An 18,305-nucleotide genomic window follows, 5' to 3' on the forward strand; every position below is an offset into this window, starting at 1 on the left:
GGGTCAGCTCTTGGCCGCGGCGGTCTTGGCCGTCTTGGCCTTGCCGCCGGCCGGAGCGGGAACCGTCTTCGCTGCCTCGTCGGCCACGACGGCGGCTGCGGCGTCCGCCCCCGGCTCGGCGCCGAGCTCGGCCTCCCGCCTGACACCGATGCCCAGCTTCTCCAGGATCTTCTTCTCGATCTCGTTGGCCAGATCGGGGTTGTCCTTCAGGAAGTTCCGGGCGTTCTCCTTGCCCTGCCCGAGCTGGTCGCCCTCGTACGTGTACCAGGCTCCCGCCTTGCGCACGAAGCCGTTCTCCACGCCCATGTCGATCAGGCCGCCCTCGCGACTGATGCCCTGGCCGTAGAGGATGTCGAACTCGGCCTGCTTGAAGGGCGGCGCGACCTTGTTCTTGACGACCTTCACCCGGGTGCGGTTACCAACCGCGTCGGTGCCGTCCTTCAGCGTCTCGATCCGGCGGATGTCCAGCCGTACCGACGCGTAGAACTTCAGCGCCCGGCCACCGGTGGTCGTCTCCGGGGAGCCGAACATGACACCGATCTTCTCGCGGAGCTGGTTGATGAAGATCGCGGTGGTCTTGGACTGGTTCATCGCACCGGTGATCTTGCGGAGCGCCTGGCTCATCAGCCGGGCCTGCAGACCCACGTGCGAGTCGCCCATCTCGCCCTCGATCTCCGCACGCGGCACCAGAGCCGCGACGGAGTCGATGACGACCAGGTCGAGCGCGCCCGAGCGGATCAGCATGTCGACGATTTCCAGCGCCTGCTCGCCGTTGTCCGGCTGGGACAGGATGAGGTTGTCGATGTCGACGCCGAGCTTCCTCGCGTACTCGGGGTCGAGAGCGTGCTCGGCGTCGATGAAGGCCACCTGGCCGCCGAGCCGCTGCGCGTTCGCCACCGCGTGCAGCGTCAGCGTCGTCTTGCCGGAGGACTCCGGGCCGTACACCTCGACCACCCGGCCGCGCGGCAGACCGCCGACACCGAGCGCGACGTCGAGGGCGGTCGACCCGGTGGGGATGACCTCGATGGGCTCATTGGGCCGCTCGCCCAGGCGCATCACCGCGCCCTTGCCGAATTGCCGTTCAATCTGGGCGAGAGCGGCGTCCAGCGCCTTCTCGCGGTCGTTACCTGCTGCCATGGGTTCCACCCGATTTGCTTGAGTCGATCGCTTCACGTCAATGACGCTAACCCCTGCCACTGACAATGGGCCCCGAAGCCCGTCCCGCCTGTGGACAACTCGGTGGACAACTCGGACGACAACTCGTCCGAGTACCGGGCCAGAACCCCATAAGAACGGCTGTTCGATTTCACTGTCAAGCGCACACACGGGTGTTCAGCCCGCCGGTCGTGACTGAGCGCTGTTGGCCCCGAACGGTCGGCCGGGCCCGGGTCGCGGGCCCCACTGCACGGGTCATCAGCACCCGCCGGACGCGTCGCAGAGCCGGGCCAGGGCCGCCTCGTACGGGCTCCCGGCCGTCGCCTGGTACACGATGGCACCTCGCGTCCCGGGCGGGACCGGCACGGAACGGTCGGGCGCTCAGGGCCCCGGCGTCTCCGCCCACCGTCTTTCTCGACGGCAGTCGAAGGTATTCACGCAAGAGGACATGACGGGGCCAGCTGTGATGCTCAACCGGCCAGCTGAAGTGCTAGGTCACATCGGTGTCCTCGGCTCCGTTCCCCGGTCGCGGGACCCGCCCCCGGAGGGAACCCCTGAGCCGCGCGGGTACCGCGGCCGCGTCCCGCAGCCCCCGTACGTCACGGAGTCCGCGCCTGCCGTGGACGCGCGGATCGTCCGTCACGTCGTACCGCTTCACATAGGCACCCAGGAAGGCCTGGAGCGTCGCCACCGCCGGAATGGCGATGAGCGCACCGACCGCCCCCAGCAGCGCGGTCCCCGCGATGACCGAGCCGAAGGCCACCGCGGGGTGGATGTCGACGGCCTTCGCCGTGAGCTTCGGCTGGAGCCCGTAGTTCTCGAACTGCTGGTAGACGACCACGAAGACCAGCACCCACAGCGCGTACCAGGGGTTCACCGTGAAGGCGAGCAGCATGGGCAGCGCGCCCGCCAGATAGGTGCCGATGGTCGGGATGAACTGGGAGACGAGGCCGACCCACACCGCGAGCGCGGGGGCGTACGGCACATTCAGCACGACCAGCAGGATGTAGTGCGCGACGCCGGAGATCAGCGCCATCACACCCCGCGAGTAGAGGTAGCCACCGGTCTTGTCGACCGCGATCTCCCAGGCCCGCAGCACCTCGGTCTGCTTCGACGGCGGCAGTACGGAGCACAGCGCGCGCCGCAGCCGCGGGCCGTCGGCCGCGAAGTAGAAGGCGAACAGGAAGATCGTCAGGAGCCGGAAGAGGCCGCCCAGCACGGTGGTCGACACGTCGAGCACACCGCTCGCGCTGTTCTGGACGTACTTCTGCAGCCAGTCCGAGTGCAGCACGCTGTCCTGGACCTGCACCCGGGACAGCTCACTGTGGAAGGTGTGGTTGATCCAGTTGATCACCACGTCCAGGTACCTGGGGAACTCCTCGACCATCTCCACGATCTGTCCGGCCAGCATCGAGCCGAGCAGGAAGACGAATCCGGCCGCCGCGAGCGCCACCGCGAAGAAGACAAGGAAGGTGGCGAGGCCGCGGCGCATGCCGCGGGCCGCCATGCGTCCCACCGCCGGCTCGATCGCCAGAGCAAGGAAGAACGCGATGAGGATATTCGTCAGCAACCCGATGAGCTGGTAGAACGCCCAGCTGCCCAGCTGGAAGCAGGCGACGAGGGCCAGAGCGAGCACCATCGCCTTCGGCAGCCAGCGGGGCATCGCCGCCCGGCCCGCCGGCGCGCCGGACCCGGCGGCGGGAGGCGCCGGCACGGCGCCCGGGGTCCGGTCCGTGGTCGTCCCGCCCGCGGTCGTCCGGTCGGCGGCGGTCTCGTCCGGGGTCATCTGGTCCTCGGCAGTCTCATCGGTCATCGGTCGGTGGCAGGGGCGGTCGGCAGCACAGACCCAGTCTCGCGTACCGGTGTGACATCCGGCCGCACGCCCCGGGACCCGGCAGCGCTCAGCGCCGGTCCGCGGGGATGCCCGCCGCCGCGCAGACGCCCCGCCAGACGTCCTTCGTCTCCCAGCCTGCGGCCAGTGCCTCGTGCACCGTACGGCCGCCCAGCTCCGCCATCACGTGGTCGCGTGCGAACGAATCGGCGTACCCCTCGCCGAAGTGCTCCGCCATCCGCTCCCAGAAAATCGTCAACCGCATGACTTCAGTATCCAGCCCCTGAGAGTGCAGCCTCGCCCGTCACCCTTGCCCTGAGCTTTTTCCGCTCTACCTTCGGAGCATGGCTGGAACCGGAGCATCTCCTCTCGCACGTGCCGAGCACTTCATCTGGCTGACGGCCCGGGTGCTGGAACAGCGGCGGTTCGCGTACCACTTCCTCGACGGACGCGCCGACGCGGTGGAGGCCGCGCTCGCCGCCCATCTCAACGAGGACGGCGGGTACGGACACGGGCTCGAACCCGATCTGCGCGGACCGGTGAGCCAGCCGCTGCACACGGCGCACGCCCTGCACGTACTCGACTCCGTGGGGCGCTGCGGCGGGATGCGGGTGGAGCGGGTGTGCCGGTATCTGACCGAGGTGTCCACCAGAGACGGCGCACTGCCCGCGGTCCACCCCTCGCAGCGCGGCTACCCGTCGGCGCCGTTCATCCCGGTCGTCGACGACCCGCCGAGCGAGCTGCTGGCCACCGGGCCCGTGGTGGGCGTACTGCACCGCAACGAGGTCTGGCACGCCTGGCTCTTCCGGGCGACCGACTTCTGCTGGGAGGCGGTCGACGCCCTTGAGCACTCCCATCCGTACGAGATCCAGGCGGCGGTCGCCTTCCTGGACGGCGTCCCCGACCGTTCGCGGGCCGAGGCGGCGGCGGACCGGCTGGGCCGGCAGGTCCGTGAGCAGCGGCTGGCCGTGCTGGACCCGGAGGACCGCGCGTCGTACCCGGTCGCGCCGGGGTACGCGCCGGGGGAACAACACTTTCCGTACGACTACGCGCGGGTGCCCGGTTCGCTGGCGCGCGGCTGGTTCACCGACGAGGAGATGGCCCGTTCGCTGGACCATCTGGCGGGAGAGCAGCACGAGGACGGCGGCTGGCCGGTCAACTGGCACTCCTGGGCACCGGGTCCGCAGATCGAGGCGCGGCCCATGGTGACGGTCCAGGCGCTGCTGACGCTGCGGGCCCACGGCCGCGCCGTCGCCTGACCGGGCCGTCGCCTGACCGGGCCGCCCGGCACGCAGCGGTACGGGAGGGAAGGCGGCTGTCCGGCGCACCGGGTTCAGCCCAGGGCACGGACCCCGGCGGTGACCGCCACGGCAGCCCCGACGACCACGAGGAAGGGGGCGCGCAGCGCCAGTGCGAGCGCCGCCGCCGCGACCCCTGCGCTTCGCGCGTCCAGCGAGAGGTGGGGCCCGCTCCCGAAGGTCTGCTGGGCGGTGAGGGCCGCCAGCAACGCGACCGGGAGCAGCAGGGACAGCCGCTTGACGACCGGCCGCTCAAGCATCCCTGCGGGGACCAGCAGACCGAGCAGTTTGACGAGGTAACAGCCGACGGCCGTAGCCCCGATCGCGATCCAGACGCTCAACGCTCCTGCCCCTTCTTCTCTGCCTGTTCGTGGTCTGCCCGTTCGTGGTCTGTCTGGTTCGCCTGGTCTCTCTGGTCTCTCTGGTCTTCCCGGCCGTAACGGTCTCTCTTCTCCGCCCCGGTCCTACGTCCGCCGGCCCGCCCCTCGAAGAGCAGCACGGCCGGTGCCGCGAGCGCGGCGATCAGTACCGGCACCCCGCCGGGCAGCACCGGCAGCAGTCCGAGCCCCAGGACGACCGCGAGCCCGGCGACCGCCCGCTCCGTCGTCGTCCGCAGCATGGGGGCGAGGAGTGCCAGGAAGACCGCGGGTGCGGCCGCGTCGAGGCCCCATGCGGCGGTGTCGCCGAGCGCCTCCGCACCCAGCGCGCCGAGCAGCGTGGTGAGGTTCCACAGCACATAGAGCGTCAGGCCCGTGGTGGTGAATCCGATCCGGGCGGCACGCCGGGTGGGCTGGGCGAGGGTGACGGCCGTCGTCTCGTCTATCACCCAGTGGGCGGCGAAGGGACGTATCGCGCGCGGCAGAGCCAGCAACTGGGAGAGCCGCAGACCGTAGAAGGTGTTGCGGACCCCCAGGAAGAAGGCGCCCGCGGCGGCGGCGAACGGGCTGCCTCCCGCCGCCAGCGCGGCGACCAGCGTGAACTGCGAGGCGCCGGTGAAGACCAGCAGGCTGAGGAGACAGGTCTGCAGAAGGCTGAGACCGGAGCCGGCCGAGGTCACGCCGAAGGCGACCCCGGAGAGCCCTACCGCGACACCGACGCCCAGCCCGTCCCTGATGACGGCCGAGTCCGGTCTCGGTTCCGGTTCCGTTCCTGCGCCGGCGTGCGTGAGTGCTGTCTGTTCCCTTGTCACCCGGCGGACGCTACGAGGTACGGCCGGGCCCGGTCTTGTACGTTCTTGCGCGCTCCCGCTGGTACGCGCCCGGTGGCACCCCGACGATCCGGGTGAAATGACGGTTGAGATGCGGTTGGTCGGTGAATCCGACGGCGGCAGCCGTCTCCGCGGGTGTCGTACCCGCATCCAGGAGGTGCCTGGCCCGGCGCACGCGTGCGTCGGTGAGCCAGGTGTGCGGCGGCATGCCGTACTCCGCCCGGAAGGCGCGCAGCAGGGCGAAGGGGCTGGTGCCCAGGTCGGCGGCGAGCCGGTCCAGGGACGGCGGGCGCACCATCCGCTCCTCCAGCGCGGCCCGCGCGCGGGCCGCGTTCTCGGTGCCGGCCGTGCGGAGCGGACGCTCGGGGAGCCGGCCCCCGTGGGTGCGCAGCAGCCGGGCGACGGCGAGCCGCAGCAGGCTGCCGGCGGCCAGCGCGTTGCCCTGCTCGGCCGCGTGGTGAACTCCGACGACGAACCGCGCGGCCTGTGGATCATCGACGACAGGTGAGGTGAAAGCGACCGGACCGCTCAGGGTGCTGATGTCGGCGGCGACCTCGGCTATCAGTTCGGCGGGCGGGTAGAGGGTGCGGTAGACCCAGCCCTCGGGCACGCCCGCGAACCCGGTGTGCGCGGTGTCGGGGTTGACGAGGGCGAGCTCCCCCTCTCCTGCCCTGACCAGCTGGTCGCGGTAGCGGAACGCCTCGACGCCGTGCGTGATCGCGGCGATGACGAACGTCTCGTGCGTGTGCCGGGCGAAGGACTTGCGGATGTAGCGGGCATGCAGCAGGTCCACCCCCGGCAGCCCGTCGAGCCGCCAGTGCCGTGCACGCTCCTCGCCGTCCGGTACACCCGTTCCCATGCCTCCATTGTTTCCCCAGGTCCGGGCGGTTGTCAGTGGCGGGGTGCACGATGGGGACATGGTGAGGTCAGCGCTCGATTCCTTCTCCCCCGCGACCCGTGGCTGGTTCACGGGGGCCTTCACCGCGCCCACCCCCGCCCAGGAGGGTGCGTGGCGGGCGATCGGTGCCGGGTCCGATGTGCTGGTCGTGGCCCCGACCGGCTCCGGCAAGACGCTCGCCGCGTTCCTGGCCGCCCTCGACCAGCTGGCGTCGGCGCCACCGCCCGCCGATGCCAGGAAGCGCTGCCGGGTCCTGTACGTCTCCCCGCTCAAGGCGCTCGCCGTGGACGTCGAGCGCAATCTCCGCAGCCCGCTCACCGGCATCCGCCAGGAGTCCGTGCGGCTGGGGCTGCCGGAGCCCGATCTGCGGGTCGGTATCCGATCGGGCGACACCCCAGCCGCCGAGCGGCGGTCGATGGCGCTCCGGCCGCCGGACATCCTGATCACCACCCCGGAGTCGCTGTTCCTCATGCTCACCTCGTCCGCGCGGGACGCGCTGGCGGGCGTCGAGACGGTGATTCTGGACGAGGTCCACGCGGTGGCCGGGACGAAGCGGGGTGCCCATCTCGCCGTGTCCCTGGAGCGGTTGGACGAGCTGCTGCCGCGCCCGGCCCGCCGTATCGGTCTGTCCGCGACGGTCAGGCCGGTGGACGAGATCGCCCGCTATCTCTCGCCGCAGCGCAAGGCCGAGACCGTGCAGCCGCCCTCCGGCAAGGAATTCGACCTCTCGGTGGTCGTCCCCGTGGAGGACCTCGGTGAGCTGGGCGGTTCCCCGGCCTCCGACACGGACCCCGACAAGGCCGAGAAGCCCTCCATCTGGCCACATGTCGAAGAGCGCATCGCGGACCTGGTGCAGGCACACCGCTCGACGATCGTCTTCGCCAACTCCCGCCGCCTGGCGGAGCGCCTGTGCAACAGGCTCAACGAGATCGCGTACGAGCGGGCCACCGGGGAGGTCATGCCGGAGGCCCACTCCCCCGCCGAGGTGATGGCCGAGTCGGGCGCCGCCAAGGGTGCGCCGCCGCTGCTGGCCCGCGCCCATCACGGCTCGGTGTCCAAGGAACAGCGGGCCCAGGTCGAGGAGGATCTGAAGGCCGGCCGGCTGCCCGCCGTCGTGGCCACCTCCAGTCTTGAGCTGGGGATCGACATGGGTGCGGTCGATCTGGTCATCCAGGTCGAGTCACCTCCGTCGGTGGCCTCCGGTCTCCAGCGGGTGGGGCGCGCGGGGCACCAGGTGGGCGCCGTCTCCACCGGTGTCGTCTTCCCCAAGTACCGGGGGGACCTGGTGCAGGCCGCCGTGGTGACCGAGCGGATGCGGACCGGTTCGATCGAGGCGCTGCGGATCCCGTCGAACCCGCTGGACGTGCTGGCTCAGCAACTGGTCGCCATGGTGGCTCTCGACAGCTGGCAGGCCGACGACCTGCTGGCGGTGGTGCGCCGTGCGGCGCCGTTCGCCGCGCTTCCCGAGTCCGCATTCACAGCCGTCCTGGACATGCTCGCCGGACGCTATCCTTCGGACGCCTTCGCGGAGCTGCGCCCGCGCGTGGTGTGGGACCGGATCGCCGGTACGGTCACGGGCCGCCCCGGGGCACAGCGCCTGGCTGTCACCTCCGGCGGCACCATCCCCGACCGCGGCCTCTTCGGAGTCTTCCTCGCCGGGGCCGACCCCAAGAAGGGCGGCGGGCGAGTCGGTGAACTGGACGAGGAGATGGTCTACGAGTCCAGAGTGGGCGACGTCTTCACCCTGGGCACCACCTCCTGGCGCATCGAGGACATCACCCGCGACCGGGTGCTGGTCACCCCGGCCCCCGGGGTGCCGGGCAGGCTGCCGTTCTGGAAGGGCGACCAGCTCGGCCGCCCACTCGAACTGGGCCGTGCCGTGGGCGCGTTCCTCCGCGAGGTGGGCGGTCTGGCGCCGGACGACGCCCGGCTGCGGCTGCTCGCCGCCGGGCTCGACGCCTGGGCCGCCGACAACGTCCTGTCCTACCTGGACGAACAGCGCCGCGCCTGCGGCCACGTGCCGGACGACCGGACCATCGTCGTCGAGCGGTTCCGCGACGAGCTGGGCGACTGGCGGGTGGTCGTCCACTCCCCGTTCGGCGCGCAGGTGCACGCCCCCTGGGCGCTCGCGCTGGGCGCCAAGCTCTCCGAGCGGTACGGGATGGACGCCCAGGTCATGCACGCCGACGACGGGATCGTGCTGCGGCTTCCCGACGCGGATCTGATGGGCCTCGACCTGCTGGACGCCGATCCGGCCGCCCCGGGCGTCGAGTACGACACCGAACAGGCCCCGCTCGGGGCGGCCGATGTGGCCTTCGACAAGGGCGAGATCAACCAGATCGTCACCGACCAGGTCGGCAGCTCGGCCCTCTTCGCCTCCCGTTTCCGCGAGTGCGCCGCCCGTGCCCTCCTCCTGCCGCGCCGCAGCCCCGGCAAGCGGACTCCGCTGTGGCAGCAGCGGCAGCGGGCCTCCCAGCTCCTCCAGGTGGCAAGTGAGTTCGGCTCGTTCCCCATCGTCCTCGAAGCCGTCCGTGAATGCCTCCAGGACGTGTTCGACGTACCGGGGCTCACCGAGCTGATGGGCGACATCGAGTCCCGCCGCGTGCGGCTCGTCGAAGTCACCACGGCCGAGCCCTCACCGTTCGCCCGCTCACTTCTCTTCGGCTATGTCGCCCAGTTCCTGTACGAGGGTGACTCACCGCTCGCCGAGCGCCGGGCGGCGGCCCTCTCGCTGGACTCCCGGCTGCTTGCCGAGCTGCTCGGCCGGGCCGAACTGCGTGAACTGCTCGACGCCGACGTGCTGGACGAGCTGGAGAGCGAACTCCAGTGGCTGACGGAGGACCGGCGGATCAAGGACGCCGAGGGGGTCGCGGACCGGCTGCGGCTGCTCGGCCCGCTGACCGACGCCGAACTGGCCGAGCGCGGGGCCGAGCCGCAGTGGGCGCCGGACCTCGCCGCCGCCCGCCGGGCCATCCGGGTCCGTATCGCGGGCACCGACCACTGGGCGGCGATCGAGGACGCGGGAAGACTGCGCGACGCGCTGGGCACCGCGCTCCCGGTGGGTGTGCCCGAGGCCTTCACCGAGCCGGTCAAGGATCCGCTCGGCGACCTGCTCTCCCGCTTCGCCCGTACACACGGCCCGTTCACCTCATCGACGGCAGCGGCGCGCTTCGGTCTGGGCAGCGCGGTCACCGACGGCGCGCTGCAACGGCTCGCCGCGGCGGGCCGGGTCGTCCAGGGCGAGTTCCACCCGTCCGGCATCGGCCAGGAATGGTGCGACGCCACGGTGCTGCGCAGACTCCGCCGCCGCTCCCTCGCGGCCCTGCGCGAGGAGCTCGAACCAGTACCGCCCGAGGCGCTCGCGTCGTTCCTGCCGCAGTGGCAGCACCTCGGCGCGGGCAGTCTGCGAGGTATCGACGGTCTGGCGCGCGCCGTCGAGCAGCTGCAAGGGGCGCCCGTCCCCGCCTCCGCGCTGGAGAAGCTGATCCTGCCGTCGCGGGTGTCCGGTTACACCCCGGCTCTCCTGGACGAACTCACCACCACGGGTGAGGTCGTCTGGGCCGGGGCGGGCGCGCTCCCGGGCAAGGACGGCTGGATCTCCCTCTTCCTGGCGGACAGCGCACCGCTGCTCGTCCCGCCGCCGCACCCACTGGAACTGAGCGCACTGCACGAGTCCGTGCTCCAGGCCCTCGCCCCCGGCTACGGGCTCTTCTTCCGCCAGCTCAAGGACCACATCCGCGCCACCACCCACCCAGACTGCACCGATCCCCAACTGGCCGACGCCATCTGGGACCTGGCCTGGTCGGGGCGGCTGACCAACGACACGCTCGCCCCTCTCCGCTCCCTGCTCGGCTCGGGCCGGACGGCCGGCTCCACCGCCCACCGCGCCCGCCGGACGGTCCCACGCGGGCGGTACGGCGCACTCACCGCGGCAGCGCGCCCCGCGTCTCGGACCGGCCCGCCGACGGTGGCGGGCCGGTGGTCCGTGCTCCCCGCCGCCGAGCCGGACGCGACGCGCCGCGGACACGCCCTGGCCCGCACCCTCCTGGACCGGCACGGTGTCGTCACCCGCGGCGCGGTATCGGCCGAGGGGGTCGAGGGCGGCTTCTCCGCGGTCTACCGCATCCTCTCCGCGTTCGAGGACAGCGGTCAGGCACGGCGGGGCTATGTCGTGGAGGGCCTGGGAGCGGCACAGTTCGCGATGGACGGCGCGGTCGACCGGCTGCGTGCGGCGGCCACCGCACGCGACCGTACGGACGCGGGCGCACCGGGCCGGGCGCTGGTGCTGGCCGCTGCGGATCCGGCCAACGCGTACGGAGCGGCGCTGCCCTGGCCGGAGTCCCCGGGCGGGGTGGGCCACAAGCCGGGCCGCAAGGCGGGCGCGCTGGTCGTCCTGGTGGACGGAGAGCTGATCCTCTACATGGAGCGCGGCGGCAAGAGTCTGCTGGCCTGGCCCTCCGAGCCCGACCATCCGGCACTGCTGGCCGCCGGACAGGCGCTCGCCGCCGCGGCGGCTTCGGGGGCGCTCGGCACCGTGACCGTGGAGCGCACCAACGGCGCGGCCGCCCTCACATCCGACCTGGGCCGGACCCTGGAGGCAGCCGGTTTCGTCGCCACCCCGCGGGGGCTGCGGCTGCGGGCCTGAATCGCGCCACGGGGACAACCGAACGGAACGCCCGGCCGACAACAATGCGGAACAGCGTTCCGGTGCTCCGGCCGGGGCAAACGAACATCTGCGGTGCCGGGGAATTCCACACCGCCCCAGGAGGCCGCGCCCGCCCCACCCGCCAGGGTCCGGCACCCGAGGACCGGCTGAGGGGTGCCGGGGTGTGTCTGCGGCTGATGCCCCCGGGCGCTGGTGCCCCAGAGGCACCAGCCCGCACGACCACGGAGCGACCGCTCCACGACACGACCACCGCACGACGCGGCCACTCCCGGTGCGGCCGCCCCCCGCAGCAGCCGCAGACCTCACCCCGCGCGCGAAGCCCGCATCATGGAGACATGCCCGAAGGAGACAGCGTCCACCAGGCCGCCCGGCGGCTGCACTCGGTGCTGGCCGACCGCGCTCTCACCCGGTTCGACCTGCGGGTTCCCCGGTTCGCCACCGCTGACCTCACCGGGCGTACCGTCCTCGACGTCACTCCGCGCGGCAAACATCTGCTGATGCGCGTCGAGGGCGGCCTCACCCTGCACAGCCATCTGCGGATGGAAGGCGCCTGGAAGGTCTACGCCCCGGGCGAGCGCTGGCGCGGCGGCCCCTCGTACGAGATCCGCGCCGTCGTCGGAACTGCCGGGCACACCGCGGTCGGCTATCGCCTGCCCGTACTCGAACTGCTGCGGACCGCCGATGAGCACAGGGTCGTCGGCCACCTCGGCCCGGACCTCCTCGGCCCGGACTGGGAGCCGGCCGGCGCGCTCGCCAATCTGCTGTCAGACCCCGGCAGGCCGCTGATCGAAGCCCTTCTCGACCAGCGCAACCTCGCCGGTATCGGCAATGTCTTCGCGGCCGAGATCTGCTTTCTGCTGCGCGCCACACCCTGGCTTCCCATCGGCGAACTCCCCCGGCCGGAAAGGGCGGTGACCCTCGCGAAGAAACTCCTGGAGGCCAACCGCGACCGCCCCGTCCGCTCCACCACGGGCCGGCCGAATCAGCGACTGTACGTCTACGGACGCGCGCCCCGCCCCTGTCTTCGCTGCGGTACCTCCGTACGCCGGGCCGACCGGACGGACAGCGGTCACGCCAACGGCAGCCATCAGCGCCCGACGTACTGGTGCCCCACCTGCCAGACGGGACCCACCAACCTCACCCCGCCCGGCGACCTCACCAAGCCCACCAACCCCGCCAGCACCGCGAAGCCTCCGCCCCCACCTGCTGGTTGACGGTTCGTCAGATATGGTCGTACGGTCCCGTCATGCCCGTCACGGCGTACGACCTCACCGGCCGCACCGCGTTCATCACCGGCGCCGCGAGCGGCATCGGCCGCGCCAGCGCGGTGCTTCTGGCGGAAGCAGGCGCCACCGTCCACTGCGCGGACCTCGACGAACCGGGACTGCGCGATACCGTGGCGGCCATCACCGCGGCGGGGGGCGCCGCGCAGCTCCATCCCTTGGACGTCTCCGACCGCAGCGGCGTGGAAGCAGCCGTCGACGCGGCGACCAAGGCCTCGGGCCGGCTCGACATCCTGGCGGCGGTCGCGGGGATCATGCACAGCAGTCCGGTCCTGGAGACACGGGACGAGGACCTGGACCGCGTCCTCGCCGTCAACTTCAAGGGCGTGCTGTACGCCTGCCAGGCCGCGGCCCGCAGCATGATCGCGACGGGCACGGCGGGAAGCATCGTCACGATGGCATCGGGCGCCGTGGACACCGGCGGACCGGGGCTGCTCTGCTACGGCGTGACGAAAGCGGCCGTGTTCCAGCTGACCAAGACCCTCGCGACCGAGGTGGGCCCCCACGGGATCCGCGTCAACGCGGTCGCCCCCGGCTGGATCCGTACACCCATGACCGAGCGGCACAACAACAGCGAGGCCCAGGCGCACACCGCGGCACTGATGTCCCGGATGTCGCCGCTGGGCCGGGTGGGCGCGCCCGAGGAGATCGCGCACGCCGTACTGCATCTCGCGTCCGACGCCGCCGCCTTCACGACGGGTCAGATCCTGCGCCCGAACGGCGGCGTCGCCATGCCCTGGTAGTCCGGCGCAGCACCGACCGGCGCACATCGGACCGGCGCACATCGGGCCGGCGTCTCAGCACTCCGGCGGAGCGCGGGGCACGCGCACGGCGCCGGGCCGCCGAGCGGCCGCCGGGAAGCGCGACCACATGCACCGGCAGGAGGCTCAGCCCCCATCCCCCCGCCGCGACTGCGCCTTCCAGCGGCCCGGACTCACCGGGCGCCAGCACCAGTCGCAGGACGGCCCACCACCACAGACCGCCGAGTATGAAAGCCAGCGTCACCGCCGGCACCCACCGCCGCACCATGGCCGCCTCCTCCGGCTGACGCCGGTGCCGCCCCCGGAAAGGCGCACCGGCGCGCGGCGCACGGGAACCCTTTCCGGCCGCGGCACCGACCGGGGCCCATCACCCGGCGGGAGAGCGCACGAAGTGCCCGCCCGGCACGTATACGCACCGTTACGCGTTCTCCGCCTGGTACATCCAGGCGTGCTTCTCCAGGGCCGCGGTGACTCCGATGAGCAGGTCCTGTGTCACCGGGTCGGGGTCGTCGGTGGCGGCGATGCGCTCTCGCATCCGGGCAATGACGGCCCCGAGCGCGGCCACCAGCGTCCGTACGGCGTCCGCGTCGTTGATCCGGCCCTCGGGGACCTCCCGGATGGCGCTCGTCTTGGACACCGTCGAGGCCCGGCCGTCCGGTGTCACACCGATCGCGGAGGCCCGCTCGGCCACCGTGTCCGTGTACTGCCTGGCGGTGTCGACCACCTCGTCGAGCTGGAGATGGATCGAGCGGAAGCGAGGTCCCACCACATTCCAGTGGACCTGCTTGGCGACCAGCGACAGGTCCACCAGGTCCGCGAGCGCACCCTGGAGCGCGTCTCCGACCACTTTCAGATCGGCTTCGGGCAGAGAACTCTTCACGCCAGACATGCGAGGCCTCCCAATATGTTCGTACGTTTTCACCACCATGGCACAAATATCCGTAAACCGGACACCCGAGACAGAAAAGCGGCCCCGACCGGTCCCTGAGGACCAGCCGGAGCCGGGAAGCTCGTACTAGGCCGCTACTACATTCACGGCCTCGGCGGGCGCCTTGATCGTCACCCGCTCGGTAGGAACACCCGTGACCGACGTCACGGATACGGAATTGAGCATCGAGCGTACCGGCACAGGCACGGGCTCAGTCGACGCTGCCGACTCGGCCAGCTCCGCGAGCGACAGTTCGTCACTCACTTCCCGCATGAGCTCGGACATCCGTACGTCAAGCGCGTCGCAGATCGCGGAGAGCAGCTCGGAGGATGCCTCCTTCTGCCCCCGCTCCACCTCGGACAGATAACCGAGAGAGACTCGGGCGGACGAGGAGACTTCGCGCAGAGTACGGCCCTGGCGCTGGCGCTGCCGACGCAGCACGTCTCCCAACAGGCGACGGAGCAGAATCATCGGTGGCTCCCTCCTCGGACCGCGTAGCCGCATCCTTCACGCCCCACCGTACCGCCTTGCGCCGCGGCCGTGCGGGGAGCGATGTCGTGTTCACTCAGGGCTGCAAACATCAATTCCCCCCGTTCTCTTCCGTATCCTGTGTCCGCGCATTCGCGCGAAGTTCATCGCAGAGCAGTCCGAGAACGCCCAGCACGCTCTCTCTACGGATTTCCGCCCGGTCTCCGTTCAACCGCAATGGGGCCATATTCTCCGCCCCTCCCGGTCCGGAAACAGCGACGTACACCGTCCCGACGGGCTGCCCGTCCTGCATGTCAGGACCGGCGACCCCGGTGGTGGCCATCCCCCAGTCCGCGCCGAGCACCCGCCGCACCCCGGCCGCCATCTGCCGGGCGACCCCGGGATCCACCGCACCGCGCTCGGCCAGCAGAGCCCCGTCGACGCCGAGGACATCCTGCTTGAGGGCCGTCGCGTACGCCGTGACGGACCCGCGGAAGACCCGGGAGGCACCCGGGACGGAAGTGAGCTCGGCGGCCAGCAGACCGCCGGTCAGCGACTCGGCGACGGCGAGGGTCTCCCCCCGTTCCGCCAGCAGGTCCAGTACCCGGGCCGCGGCCGCCGAACTCACCGGGCGGCCCGCTCGGCGGCGAGCCCCTTGCGGCGCGCGGTCACGGCCTGCTGTACGTAGTCGAGCCCGGTCACCACGGTCAGCACCACGGCGACCGCCATCACCCAGAACCGCATGGTCGCCAGCGGCCCGGTCAGGGCGAGGACGTACATCCCGACGGCCGTGCCCTGCGCGAGTGTCTTGATCTTGCCGCCGCGGCTGGCGGGGATGACTGCGTGCCTGATCACCCAGAACCGCATCAGGGTGATCCCGAGCTCCCGGAAGAGGATCACGCCCGTCACCCACCAGGGCAGGTCACCGAGGTACGAGAGGCAGATCAGCGCCGCCCCCATGATCGCCTTGTCGGCGATGGGGTCGGCGATCTTCCCGAAGTCGGTGACCAGGTTGTACGTCCGCGCCAGATGGCCGTCGAAGACATCAGTGATCATCGCGACGGCGAAGGCGGCCCAGGCCCAGGCCCGCCAGACCGGGTCGTAGCCACCGTCGTGGAGCAGCAGCAGGACGAAGCCCGGCACGAGGACGAGCCGCACCATGGTCAGCAGATTCGCGACGTTCCAGAGGCTGGCCTGATTGACCACCGCAGCGCCCAGCTTTCCGGCGGGCGCCGGCTTGGCACCGGTACCGCCCGTAGCGGATGCCGGGACTCCGGTCATCTGGCTGCCTCCTCACCAAGACATTCGGCCACCAGGTCGACACCTTCGGTCCCGACCACCTTCGCCACGACCATACGGCCGGGGACCAGGCCCTCGCTTGCCGTGAAGACCACCTGCCCGTCCGTCTCGGGCGCCTGGTGCGCCGCCCGGCCCACCGCGCCGTCCTCGCCGTCCACGGACTCCACGAGCACCGAGAGGGTCTCTCCCAGGCGCTCCTCGGCCCGCTGCGCGGTCAGCTCCTCGGCGAGCCGCGAGATGTGTTCGAGCCGTTCGGCGATGACCTCGGCGTCCAGCTTGTTCTCGTAGCCGACCGCCTCGGTGCCGTCCTCGTCGGAGTACCCGAAGACCCCGATGGCGTCGAGCCGCGCGCCGGTGAGGAAACGCTCCAGCTCGGCCAGATCGCTCTCGCTCTCACCGGGGAAGCCCACGATGAAGTTGGAGCGCGCGCCGGCCTGCGGCGCCTTGCTCCGGATCGTGCCGAGCAGTTCCAGGAAGCGGTCGGTGTCCCCGAAGCGGCGCATCGCGCGGAGCACGCCGGGCGCCGAGTGCTGGAAGGAGAGATCGAAGTACGGGGCGACCTTCGGCGTCGACGTCAGGACGTCGATGAGCCCGGGCCGCATCTCGGCGGGCTGCAGATAGCTGACCCGGATCCGCTCGATGCCCTCGACCTCGGCGAGCTCGGGCAGCAGCGTCTCCAGGAGCCGGATGTCGCCGAGGTCCTTGCCGTACGAGGTGTTGTTCTCGGAGACCAGCATGACCTCCTTGACCCCCTGGCCGGCCAGCCAGCGCGTCTCCCCGAGCACGTCGGAAGGACGCCGCGAGATGAAGGAGCCCCGGAAGGACGGGATGGCGCAGAAGGAGCACCGCCGGTCGCAGCCGGAGGCCAGCTTCACGGAGGCCACGGGGCTGTTGCCCAGTCTGCGGCGCAGCGGAGCCCGCGGCCCGGAGACCGGGGCGACGCCCTCGGGAAGGTCTTCGGGCGGAGTGTCCTGCGCATGGCCGGGAAGCGACACCCCGGCGGTGTCCTGGCGCTCGGCCGGGCTGATCGGCAGCAGCTTCCGGCGGTCGCGCGGGGTGTGCGAGGCGTGGATCCCGCCGTTCAGGATGGTCTGGAGGCGGTCGGAGATGTCGGCGTAGTCGTCGAATCCGAGGATCCCGTCGGCCTCGGGCAGCGCTTCGGCAAGATCCTTGCCGTACCGCTCGGCCATGCAGCCGACGGCGACGACGGCCTGCGTCCTGCCGTGCTCCTTGAGATCGTTGGCTTCGAGCAGGGCGTCGACGGAGTCCTTCTTGGCGGCTTCGACGAATCCACAGGTGTTGACGACGGCCACGTCCGCAGCGGCGGCGTCCTCGACGAGGTCCCAGCCGTCCGCTGCCAAGCGGCCTGCGAGCTCCTCCGAGTCCACCTCGTTACGGGCGCAGCCAAGAGTGACAAGGGCGACGGTACGGCGTTCGGGCATGGGCTCAAGACTACTTTGTCCCGGCCCACACCCGTCGCGCGAGGGTGATCAGCCCGCCTCGGGGTCGCCCTTGGTGTACGAGAGACGCTCCACCTGGCCGGTCTGGAAGTCGTTGTGGACGTCCTTGCCGTTCACGAAGAGCTGGATCGCTCCGGCGTTCCCGAGGATCAGATCGACCTGCTGTGCGTCCGTGAAGGTCTTGGACTCGCCCTTGGCCAGCACACCGTCGAAGAGCAGCTTTCCGTTGTGCGCCTTCGCGGAGATCCAGCTCTTGTCGTCGACCGCGGACAGCTTCACCGTCACCTTGTCCTTCGGCACGGCCGCGATGGCGCTGTCCGATGCGGCGGGGGTGCTGGGCTTCGGGTCGGCCGGCTTGCTGGGCTTGGCGCTGGGCGCCTTCGTGGCGGTCGTGGGGCCTTCGGCGACCTGCTTGCCGCCCTTGTCGCCGCTGCCGCCGCTGAACATGGTGAACCCGACGAAGCCGACCACGACGACGATCGCCGCGACCATGGCAGCCGTCCAGTTCGGACGGCGGCGCTCCGGCTTGATCCGTTCCGCGTCGAAGAGCGGCGCGACCGGGGTGGGCTCGGGCCGGCCGCCGTGCTCGGCGTCGTACTGGTCGACCAGGGCCGCCGGGTCGACGGCGACGGCGCGCGCCAGCGTGCGGATGTGACCGCGGGCGTACACATCGCCGCCGCAGCGGGAGAAGTCGTCCTGCTCGATCGCGTGCACGATGGGGACGCGCACCCGTGTCGCCGAGCTGACTTCCTCAACCGTCAGACCTGCGGTGATGCGGGCCTGGTGGAGGGTGCGACCGATCGAAGGCCGGTCGTCTTCGGGGGAGTTGCCGATGGACACGGGGGCGCCTTTCGAGCGTGAGCCACCTGCTGCATGTTCAGTCTAGGGGGGTGGTGAAAGGGTGGGGCAACCTGAGCGCGCACTTTGTACGCCATCAGGTCGGCGAATCACGGACGACCCGCCGGGCGGACCCGGAGACAACCCGACTGCGGGACATCCCCGGACCTTTACCTGTCCTGTGTTCGTGATTCCTGGTTCTTGTCCAACTTGA

Annotated in this window: 17 protein-coding genes; 4 read left to right on the forward strand and 13 right to left on the reverse strand. The window is 71.2% G+C overall.

The features are described from left to right. Positions 1–3 precede the first annotated feature (3 nt). From recA to OG285_RS07415, 3 genes are all read right to left on the reverse strand, one after another. A complete protein-coding gene (recA, locus tag OG285_RS07405) occupies positions 4–1,137 on the reverse strand; it encodes a recombinase RecA (protein WP_356829906.1) in 1,134 nt (377 codons plus the stop codon). Positions 1,138–1,645: 508 nt separating this feature from the next. Beyond that, positions 1,646–2,818 carry an AI-2E family transporter gene (locus tag OG285_RS07410; protein WP_356830382.1) on the reverse strand — a complete coding sequence of 391 codons (1,173 nt, stop codon included), beginning with the start codon at positions 2,816–2,818 and terminating at the stop codon, positions 1,646–1,648. 238 nt (positions 2,819–3,056) lie between these two features. After that, positions 3,057–3,251 carry a DUF3046 domain-containing protein gene (locus tag OG285_RS07415; RefSeq protein WP_328319981.1) on the reverse strand — a complete coding sequence of 65 codons (195 nt, stop codon included), beginning with the start codon at positions 3,249–3,251 and terminating at the stop codon, positions 3,057–3,059. A 79-nt stretch (positions 3,252–3,330) separates the two neighbouring features. On the opposite strand from OG285_RS07415, the gene OG285_RS07420 reads away from it, so the two are divergent. Further along, positions 3,331–4,245, forward strand: a complete 915-nt coding sequence (locus OG285_RS07420; RefSeq protein WP_356829904.1) for a hypothetical protein — start codon at positions 3,331–3,333, stop codon at positions 4,243–4,245. Between the two features lie 74 nt (positions 4,246–4,319). On the opposite strand, the gene OG285_RS07425 is transcribed toward OG285_RS07420, so the two are convergent. From OG285_RS07425 to OG285_RS07435, 3 genes are read right to left on the reverse strand one after another with little or no spacing between them, the layout of a single operon-like run. Beyond that, on the reverse strand, positions 4,320–4,625 hold the full coding sequence (locus tag OG285_RS07425) for an AzlD domain-containing protein (protein ID WP_371790557.1): 306 nt from the start codon (positions 4,623–4,625) through the stop codon (positions 4,320–4,322). Continuing rightward, a complete protein-coding gene (locus OG285_RS07430; RefSeq protein ID WP_371790558.1) occupies positions 4,622–5,473 on the reverse strand; it encodes an AzlC family ABC transporter permease in 852 nt (283 codons plus the stop codon). Before OG285_RS07430 ends, OG285_RS07425 begins: the two co-directional genes overlap by 4 nt. A 10-nt stretch (positions 5,474–5,483) precedes the next feature. Continuing rightward, positions 5,484–6,350, reverse strand: coding sequence for an AraC family transcriptional regulator (locus OG285_RS07435; protein WP_356829898.1), 867 nt, complete (start codon positions 6,348–6,350; stop codon positions 5,484–5,486). 58 nt (positions 6,351–6,408) lie between these two features. Here OG285_RS07435 and OG285_RS07440 point away from each other — a divergent pair, with 58 nt between their 5' ends. The 3 genes from OG285_RS07440 to OG285_RS07450 all read left to right on the forward strand — a co-directional run bounded on the left by OG285_RS07440 (position 6,409) and on the right by OG285_RS07450 (position 13,081). Further along, entirely contained in the window at positions 6,409–11,034 is a 4,626-nt protein-coding gene (locus OG285_RS07440) for an ATP-dependent helicase (protein WP_371790559.1), read from the forward strand. Between the two features lie 356 nt (positions 11,035–11,390). After that, positions 11,391–12,269, forward strand: coding sequence for an Fpg/Nei family DNA glycosylase (locus OG285_RS07445; RefSeq protein WP_371790560.1), 879 nt, complete (start codon positions 11,391–11,393; stop codon positions 12,267–12,269). 32 nt (positions 12,270–12,301) lie between these two features. Beyond that, positions 12,302–13,081 (forward strand): SDR family NAD(P)-dependent oxidoreductase, encoded by a 780-nt coding sequence (locus OG285_RS07450; RefSeq protein WP_371790561.1) that lies wholly within the window; start codon positions 12,302–12,304, stop codon positions 13,079–13,081. Here OG285_RS07450 and OG285_RS07455 read toward each other — a convergent pair. From OG285_RS07455 to OG285_RS07485, 7 genes are all read right to left on the reverse strand, one after another. Next, the gene (locus tag OG285_RS07455; protein WP_371790562.1) at positions 13,029–13,367 is read right to left on the reverse strand and encodes a hypothetical protein; all 339 of its coding nucleotides are present in this window, start codon (positions 13,365–13,367) and stop codon (positions 13,029–13,031) included. The genes OG285_RS07450 and OG285_RS07455 overlap by 53 nt on opposite strands. A gap of 150 nt (positions 13,368–13,517) precedes the next feature. Beyond that, positions 13,518–13,988: a DNA starvation/stationary phase protection protein gene (locus OG285_RS07460; protein ID WP_356829888.1), complete on the reverse strand. Its 471-nt coding sequence runs from the start codon at positions 13,986–13,988 to the stop codon at positions 13,518–13,520. Between the two features lie 126 nt (positions 13,989–14,114). Beyond that, a complete protein-coding gene (locus OG285_RS07465) occupies positions 14,115–14,498 on the reverse strand; it encodes a helix-turn-helix domain-containing protein (RefSeq protein ID WP_164266895.1) in 384 nt (127 codons plus the stop codon). 109 nt (positions 14,499–14,607) lie between these two features. Next, entirely contained in the window at positions 14,608–15,123 is a 516-nt protein-coding gene (locus OG285_RS07470) for a nicotinamide-nucleotide amidohydrolase family protein (protein ID WP_356829885.1), read from the reverse strand. Then, positions 15,120–15,776 (reverse strand): CDP-diacylglycerol--glycerol-3-phosphate 3-phosphatidyltransferase, encoded by a 657-nt coding sequence (pgsA, locus tag OG285_RS07475; protein WP_356829883.1) that lies wholly within the window; start codon positions 15,774–15,776, stop codon positions 15,120–15,122. The genes OG285_RS07470 and pgsA overlap by 4 nt, the downstream gene beginning before the upstream one ends. Beyond that, complete coding sequence (gene rimO, locus OG285_RS07480; protein ID WP_356829881.1) at positions 15,773–17,236, reverse strand: 30S ribosomal protein S12 methylthiotransferase RimO; 1,464 nt, start codon at positions 17,234–17,236, stop codon at positions 15,773–15,775. The genes pgsA and rimO overlap by 4 nt, the downstream gene beginning before the upstream one ends. Before the next feature lie 48 nt (positions 17,237–17,284). After that, complete coding sequence (locus OG285_RS07485) at positions 17,285–18,094, reverse strand: helix-turn-helix domain-containing protein (RefSeq protein ID WP_356829879.1); 810 nt, start codon at positions 18,092–18,094, stop codon at positions 17,285–17,287. Positions 18,095–18,305: the final 211 nt, after the last annotated feature.

The organism is Streptomyces sp. NBC_01471, from assembly GCF_041438865.1.
Taxonomy (GTDB): domain Bacteria; phylum Actinomycetota; class Actinomycetes; order Streptomycetales; family Streptomycetaceae; genus Streptomyces.